Annotated in this window: 4 protein-coding genes; 3 read left to right on the forward strand and 1 reads right to left on the reverse strand. The window is 76.9% G+C overall.

The window, feature by feature from the left end:
- Positions 1–110: 110 nt before the first annotated feature.
- Entirely contained in the window at positions 111–2,963 is a 2,853-nt protein-coding gene (locus ACFRQN_RS38675; protein WP_380745286.1) for an FHA domain-containing protein, read from the reverse strand.
- A 380-nt stretch (positions 2,964–3,343) separates the two neighbouring features.
- On the opposite strand from ACFRQN_RS38675, the gene ACFRQN_RS38680 reads away from it, so the two are divergent.
- From ACFRQN_RS38680 to prfB, 3 genes are all read left to right on the forward strand, one after another.
- Positions 3,344–5,281, forward strand: a complete 1,938-nt coding sequence (locus ACFRQN_RS38680; RefSeq protein ID WP_380745288.1) for a protein kinase — start codon at positions 3,344–3,346, stop codon at positions 5,279–5,281.
- Positions 5,282–5,534: 253 nt separating this feature from the next.
- The gene (locus tag ACFRQN_RS38685) at positions 5,535–6,788 is read left to right on the forward strand and encodes a serine/threonine-protein kinase (protein WP_117488036.1); all 1,254 of its coding nucleotides are present in this window, start codon (positions 5,535–5,537) and stop codon (positions 6,786–6,788) included.
- Between the two features lie 81 nt (positions 6,789–6,869).
- Positions 6,870–7,982 carry a peptide chain release factor 2 gene (prfB, locus tag ACFRQN_RS38690; RefSeq protein ID WP_049653430.1) on the forward strand — a complete coding sequence of 371 codons (1,113 nt, stop codon included), beginning with the start codon at positions 6,870–6,872 and terminating at the stop codon, positions 7,980–7,982.
- Positions 7,983–8,019 lie beyond the last annotated feature (37 nt).

The following is an 8,019-nucleotide window of genomic DNA, read 5'->3' on the forward strand; positions in this document are numbered from 1 at the left end:
GCGTCATCACCGACTCGGTCCACAACAAAGCGCGCATCATCGATGTCACGCCGGGCCGCATCCGCACCGCGCTGGACGAGGGGGTGTGAGGCGAGGTGGCCCCGGAGGGGTCAGCGGGCGGCGGCGCGTTGGAGGGCGCTGGCGAGGAGGGCGAGGTCGGTGGGGCCGTTGCCGAGTTCGCGGACGGGCCGGCGGGCCGGCGGGGCGCCGAGCTGGAGCGGGTCTATCGCGACGACGGTGGGCCGCAGGGTGGCGGTGCGCGGGATGCGGCCGCTGATCCGGGCGGTCTGGAAGGCGGTGACGCCGCCGTCCGGGAGGCGGAGGTAGCCGCGGCCGGGGGTGTCCTCGGGCAGGGCGGCCGCGTCGCCGAGGTGGATCAGCAGGTCGGAGTCGGCCGGGTCCTCGGTGCGCAGGGCGATCCGCAGCAGCGCGGCCTCGTCCACCTCGGTGCCGGCGCTCTCCTCCGGGCGGCCGGTGGCGACGGCGAGGTGGACGCCGAGCGGTCCGCCGCGGCGGGCGACGGCGGCCAGCGCGCGGGCGAGCGGGCGGCCGGCGGCGGAGGTGGGGGAGAGCAGGGCGTCGTAGTCGTCGACGACGACGACCAGCCGGGCGGGGGGAGCGGCGGGGCCGGTCGGGCGGGGGCCCTCCGCGCTGCGCGGCGGGATGATCCGGGGCGTGGTGGCCGCTCCGCCGCCGACGGCGGCGGGCACCGGGACCTTGGGGTGCTCGGCGTCCGCCTCCGGCCCGTCCAGGCTCTGCGCGTCCAGGCTCTGCCCGTCCAAGATCCGGGCGGCGTGCCAGGAGGCGAAGTCCAGCCCGTCGAACAGCCGTTCCCGCAGGGTGAGTTCGTCCTCCAGCGCCTCGGCCGCGAGCAGCGCGGCGCGCGGGTCGGCGGCGGCGTTCACCCGGCCGCTGACGTGCGGCAGCTCGGTGCAGCCGTCCAGTCCGTCCTGGCCGTCTGCGGTGGCCCGGCCCTCGATGATCGTGACGGCGAGCCGCCCGGGCCGCTCGGAGACGGCGAGCGAGGCGACCAGGGTGCGCAGCAGCTCGGTCTTGCCGGAGCCGCGGGCGCCGCCGATCAGCAGGTGCGGGCCGCCCGGGTCGGGGGAGGGGACGGTGAGTTCGGGGTCGGCGAGGTCGAGGGTGCAGAGCTCGTCCCGGGTGGTGCCGAGCAGGGCGGTGGCGGCGCCGATGCCGCCGGCGTGGGCGTCCCAGCGGGCGGACAGCTTGGCCGGGGTGACGGTGTCGAGCTGCAGCAGGTCGAGCAGCCGCAGCACGTCGGGCAGCGGGCCGCGGGCGGCCGGGGTGGCCTCGCGCAGCGGGGCGAGGACCCGGGCCAGCCGTTCGGCCCAGGCGTCCGAGACGGCGTCCAGCGAGACCTCGTGGAGGGTCTCCCGGCCGCGGGCGACCGGCCGGGACAGCGACAGCTGGGTGCCGACCTCGCCGGTGATCAGGGCGGTGGCGCCGAGGCCCCGGGGGAGCAGTTCGGGCTGCTCGGCGAGGCAGATCGGGAAGATGCCGACCGCCGGGCCCTGGCGCAGCAGCAGGTCGAGCGCCTGCCGGGCGGCCTCGGTGGCCGGGCGGCCGTCGACCACGACCACGGTGGCGGGGTGGCCGCCGAGGCCGCTGGGGCCGCTGAGCCGGGCGGTGAGCTCGGTCAGCCGGGCGGTGGCCTGTTCGTCGTCGAGGCCGATCAGCAGCCGGCAGTCCTGGCCGTCGACCGGGCGCAGGTGGGGCAGCCACAGGGCCCAGGCCCAGGTGTCGACGCGGTCCTCGGCGGCGCGGGCCGGGTCGGCGTCGACCACGACCAGGCTCAGCCCGGTCGGCGGGTGCAGCGCGGCGAGCTGGGCGACGACGGCGCGGGTGAGCGCGTCCAGGCGCTCGCGCGGGCCGCTGAGGCCGAGGCTGCCGGCGGTCTGCAGGTCGAGGGTGACCGGGACGGCGGGCAGCATGGTGCCGGGCGTGGTGCCGGGGCCGCCGGGGCGGTCGGCGGTGCCGAGCCGCAGGGTGAGCGCGTCGGGGTGGCCGGGGCCGCGCTCCCAGAGCCGGGGGCCGGGGCCGACGGCGTTGAGCAGCAGGGTGGCGAGGTCGGGCCAGCGTTCGCGCTGGGCGGCGGTCTGGCGCAGCCGCACCGCGGCGTGGTGGCGCTCGGCGCTCTCCTGGCCGGGCGGTTCGGCGGCGCGGCCGGGCAGCAGGGAGAACAGGCCGCGGCCGCGGCCGGGCGCGGGTTCGGGGGCGGCGGGCGGCTCGACCACGGGCGGTGCGGGCCGGACCGGCCCGGGGGCGGCGAGCTGGAGGTGGCCGTGGCCGTCCGGCAGGGCGGCGCGGACGGCTCCGGCGGCCTCGGCCGGGTCGGGGGCGGTCACCTGGAGGGTGGACTCGCCGATCCGCAGCACGGCGCCGGGCTCCAGCGGGACGGCGGCCTCCGGCGGGACGGGCGGGACGAGCCGGCCGTCCAGGGCGGTGCCGTTGGTGGAGCCGAGGTCGCGTACGGAGATCCGGCCGTCCTCGGCGAGGTGCAGGGAGAGGTGCAGCCGGGAGACGTCCGGGTCGTCGAGCGGGACGTCGGCCTCGGCGGAGCGGCCGATCCGGATCTCCCGGCCGTGCAGCCGGTGCACGCCGCCGGCGTCGGGGCCGCCGACCACCCGCAGTTCGGCGGCGGCGGGGGCGTCGTCGGGGTCGTCGGCGGTCGGGTCGGGCTCGTTCAGGCTGAGGACGGCGCCGTCGAGCAGCGGGGGGTGGCCGAGCAGGGTGTGCTCGTCGACCCGGTGCGCCCCGGCGTACAGGTGTACGTGGGTGGCGGCCCGCGGCCCGCGCACGCCCACGGCACCCGCGAGCGCGCCCGCGATGGCGCCGAGTGCGGTGCCGACGGGCGCGGTCACCAGCACGTCCACGTAGGGAATGGCGGAGCCGGCGGCGGACGGGCCGCTGCGCGGTCGGAGGACGGTCAGCCGGATCTGCATCTCGCCCGCGGGTCCCTTCTGCTGATGTGAAGCCTGGTGCCGCTGCCCGGTGCCAAGGGCACCGTTGGGCCACACGAGTGGCGAGTGTCCATCCTGCCATCCGTCGTGGACGGTCCGCGCACCGTACCGGATTTGACGATCTTGCGATCGTGGCCGTGGCGGGGGCGACGGAGAGTCAGGTTTGCCGCCCCCTCGCAGCGTCCCGGGGACCTTCCCTAGGGGATCTCCCCCAACCCTTCCCCAGACCGTGCGGATGGCCTACCGACCACCTCAAAAACCCGTACGGTCACCGTTAGAGTGGCCGCAGACACGGGCCCGGCAGGCTCACCGCACCGGCGGAGGAGCGCCCCGCGCGGGCGGCACGGCGAGGAGTGCGACAGGTGCGGCCAGTCGGCAGCAAGTATCTGCTGGATGAGACCCTCGGGCGGGGTGCGACCGGCACCGTCTGGCGCGGCGTGGTGCGCGAGGACGTCCAGGTGCCGGGCTGCCCGCCCGGGCAGCGGGTGGCGATCAAGGTGCTGCGCGAGGAGCTGGCCGCCGACCCCGACGTGGTGATGCGCTTCCTGCGCGAGCGCTCCCTGCTGCTGCGGCTGACCCACCCCAACATCGTCCGGGTCCGCGACCTGGTCGTCGAGGGCGAGCTGCTGGCCCTGGTGATGGACCTGGTGGACGGCCCCGACCTGGCCCGCTACCTGCGCGCCAACGGCCCGTTCAGCCCGATCGCCGGCGCCCTGCTGATGGCCCAGGTCGCGGACGCGCTGGCGGCCAGCCACGCGGACGGGATCGTCCACCGCGACCTCAAGCCGGCCAACGTGATGCTCGCCTCCACCGTGGTGGACGGCGTCGAGCGGATGCACCCGCTGCTGACCGACTTCGGCATCGCCCGGCTCGCCGACTCCCCGGGCGTCACCCGCACCCACGAGTTCGTCGGCACCCCCGCCTACGTCGCGCCGGAGTCCGCCGAGGGCCGTCCGCAGACCTCCGCGGTGGACGTGTACGGCGCCGGGATCATGCTGTACGAGCTGGTCACCGGCCGCCAGCCGTTCCAGGGCGACAGTGCCCTCGCCGTGCTCCAGGCCCACCTGGCCCAGGAGCCGCAGCGGCCCAGCACCATGCCCGAGCCGCTCTGGACGGTGATCGAGCGCTGCCTGCGCAAGGACCCGGCCCAGCGGCCCGGTGCCACCTCGCTGGCGCACGCGCTGCGGGTGGTCGCGGCCGGGGTCGGCGTGCACGCCTCCCCGGCGGCGGTGGACGAGGCGCTGGCGGTCGGCGCCCTGCTGCTGCCGGACCCGCAGCCGACGGCCGTCCCCGGCAGCATGCCGCCGCTGCCGCCCGCGATGGTGCCGGGCGCCCTGGCCCCGGGCTTCATGGTCCCCGGTACGACCCCCGGCGCCGAGGACCACACCCAGGTGCTGCCGCCGACCAGCGGGCAGTACGACCCGGCCGCGGCGACCGCGGTGATGGGCACCCAGCCGCCGCCCCCGCAGGGCGCCCCGGACCGCACCCGGGTGATGCCGCCCGCCGCCGTGCCGCCGCCCCCGCCCGCCGGGCCGCCGCAGGAGGAGGCGCCGCACCCGTGGCAGACCCAGCTGCGCGCGGCGCGGGACCGCAACCAGCAGACCCAGGTCGGCTACTTCGGCCCGGAGGACTACGAGGACCTCCCGCAGCCGCAGGTCGCCCCGCAGCCCTACCAGGCCGGGCAGGGGGGCCCGGGCGGCCACGGCGGCCAGGGACACCGGCCGGGCCAGGGCGCCCCGGGCGGGCGCCCCGGCGGGCAGCAGCCCGGCGGCTACCGCCAGGCCCCGCCCCCGCCCGGCTACGCCCAGCGCCCGCCGGTGGCCCCGCCGCCCTACCAGGCGGGCCAGGCGGGCCAGGCCGGCCAGGGAAGCCAGGGCGGCCAGGGCGGCCAGCGGGGCCAGGGCGGCCGTCCGCAGCCGCCCGGCGGCTACCGGCAGGCCCCGGGCGGGTACGGCCAGTCGCAGGGCGGCTACCCGCCGCCGCCCGCGCCCACCCCGGCGCCGCGCCGGGCCGAGCCGCCCGCGCCGCAGTACCGGGAGGCCCCGCCGCAGCGCCGCGAGGAGCCGCCGGCCCCGGCCCGCCGCGAGCCCGGGCCGGCCCGCGAGCCGCGCCCGCGCAGCCGCAACCGGATGTACATCCCGGGGCTCGGCTGCTTCAAGGGCTGTCTGATGGTGCTGCTGGTGCTGGCCGTGGCCGGGGTGGCGCTGTGGAACTTCACGCCGCTGCCGCACTACTGGGACAACGTCGTGGGCTGGTTCGACTCGGCGCGCGACTGGGCGAACAGCCTCTTCGGCAAGTAGCGCCGCCCGAGGCCGGAGCCGATCCGGAGCCGGAACCGGTCCGGGTCCGGACGGCGTTCCGGCCTCCGGCCCGCCCGGGCGGCCACATTGACGCTATGTCGACAATTATCGAGATTTCTCGGCCGGGACTCCCGCTCCGGGCCCTTCGGGCGGCCCCCGCAGGCCCTCCGGGCGCGTAGGTTGGTCGCTGTTGTCCCGCCCCACCGAGCGCGCCGGACCCCCGGAGCGCTCCCGCGCCGCCCACGGAGCAGCATTGGCACGCAAGATCGGCAGCCGGTACACCGTCCACCAGGTGATCGGCCGGGGTTCGGCCGGGACGGTCTGGCTCGGTGAAGGGCCCGACGGCCCGGTGGCGGTCAAGCTGCTGCGCGAGGACCTCGCCGCCGACCAGGTGCTGGTCGGCCGCTTCGTCCAGGAGCGCACCGCGCTGACCAGCCTCGACCACCCCCGGGTGGTCGGCGTGCGCGACATGGTGGTGGACGGCAGCGACCTCGCCCTGGTGATGGAGCTGGTCCAGGGCACCGACCTGCGCTCCCGGCTGGAGCGGGACGGCGCGCTGCCCCCGCAGACCGCCGCCTCGGTCATCGCCGACGTCGCCGACGGCCTGGCCGCCGCGCACGCGGCCGGGATCGTCCACCGCGACGTCAAGCCGGAGAACGTCCTGCTCGACCTCGCCGCCGCCCCCGGCCCCGGCGGCGCCCCGCGCGCCAAGCTCACCGACTTCGGGGTGGCCCGCCTGGTCGACGCCCCGCGCCGCACCCGGGCCACCCGGATCATCGGCACCCCGGACTACCTCGCCCCCGAGATCATCGAGGGCCTGGAGCCGCGCGCCGCCGTCGACATCTACGCCCTCGCCACCGTGCTGTACGAGCTGCTGGCCGGCTTCACCCCGTTCGGCGGCGGCCACACCGGCGCGGTGCTGCGCCGGCACGTCACCGAGCAGGTCCCGCCGATCCCCGGCCTGCCGGACGGGCTGTGGCGGATCATCTCCGAGTGCCTGGCCAAGGCCCCGGCCTCCCGGCTGCGCGCCGCCGAGCTGGCCTCGCGGCTGCGCGAGCAGCTGCCCTCGCTGGCCGGCCTGCCGGTGCTCGCCGTGCCCGGCCAGGGCCGGGCCCCGGCCGAGGAGCAGCTGACCCCCGGCGAGGCCGTCTACGCCGAGATCGACGCCGGCCCCGGCATCCACAAGCGCCGCCGCGGCCCGGCCGTCCCGCTGGTGCCCGGCGCCGCCCCGGACTCCACCCGGGACACCCACACCAGCCTGCGCCGCCCGTCGGCCGACGAGCTGGCCGCGTACGCGCTCGAGTCCCGCGCCCAGCGCGCCGCCCCGGGCCACCGCCGGGACCGCCAGGCGCTGCTGCGCCGCCGCCGGCTGCTGGCCGTGCTGATCGCCACCGTGCTGCTGCTGGCGGGCGCCGCCGCGGCCTGGACGGCCTTCGCGGCCACCGTCCCGGACGGCGGCCACCCGGCCCGTCCGGCGGTGTCCGGCACGGCCCCGCGGGCGCCGTAGCCGGGGCCGTGGCCGCCGTCGTGAGGCCGGGGGGACCGGGGGTGTCGTCATGACCACTCCCGGAACCATTACCCTGGGGGCGTGGCAGCCGTCGATCCTTCCGAAGAGCTCAAGAACCTCGATACGACCATGGGGTCGATCGAGGCCGTCATCGACCTGGACAAGATCCGGGCCGACATCGCGGTCCTGGAGGAGGAGGCAGCCGCCCCCACCCTGTGGGACGACGTCGCGAACGCGCAGAAGGTGACCAGCCGGCTCTCCTTCCTCCAGGGCGAACTGCGCCGGGTCGAGGGCCTGCGCAGCCGTATCGACGACCTGGGCGTGCTGTTCGAGCTCGCCGAGGCCGAGGACGACGCGGACACCCGCACCGAGGCCGAGAACGAGCTCGTCGCCCTCCAGAAGGCGGTCGAGGAGCTGGAGGTCCGTACCCTCCTGTCCGGCGAGTACGACGCCCGCGAGGCGCTGATCAACATCCGGGCCGAGGCCGGTGGCGTGGACGCCGCCGACTTCGCCGAGCAGCTCATGCGCATGTACCTGCGCTGGGCCGAGCGGCACGGGTACCCCACCGAGGTGTACGACACCTCGTACGCCGAAGAGGCCGGCATCAAGTCCGCGACCTTCACCGTGAAGGCCCCGTACGCCTACGGCACCCTCTCGGTCGAGCAGGGCACCCACCGCCTGGTCCGCATCTCGCCGTTCGACAACCAGGGCCGCCGGCAGACCTCCTTCGCCGGTGTCGAGGTGCTCCCCGTCGTCGAGCAGTCCGACCACGTCGACATCGACGAGGGCGAGCTCCGGGTGGACGTCTACCGCGCCTCCGGCCCCGGCGGCCAGGGCGTCAACACCACCGACTCGGCGGTGCGCATCACGCACATCCCGACCGGCATCGTGGTCTCCTGCCAGAACGAGCGCTCGCAGATCCAGAACAAGGCGTCCGCGATGAACGTCCTCCAGGCCAAGCTGCTGGAGCGGCGCCGCCAGGAGGAGAAGGCGGCGATGGACGCGCTCAAGGACAGCGGCAGCTCCTGGGGCAACCAGATGCGCTCCTACGTGCTGCACCCGTACCAGATGGTGAAGGACGTCCGCACCGCGTACGAGGCCGGCAACCCGCAGGCCGTGCTGGACGGCGACATCGACGGCTTCATCGAGGCCGGGATCCGCTGGCGCAAGCAGCGCGAGACCAGCGCCGAGTAGCGGCAGACGACGAAGGCCCCCGACCGCAGTGGTCGGG

The sequence above is a fragment of the Kitasatospora sp. NPDC056800 genome (assembly GCF_042789775.1).
Taxonomy (GTDB): Bacteria; Actinomycetota; Actinomycetes; order Streptomycetales; family Streptomycetaceae; genus Kitasatospora.

Bases quoted from the DNA above. Each gene is read 5' to 3' on its own strand.
- ACFRQN_RS38675 (WP_380745286.1), bottom strand. From the start codon at position 2,963: ATGCAGATCCGGCTGACCGTCCTCCGACCGCGCAGCGGCCCGTCCGCC.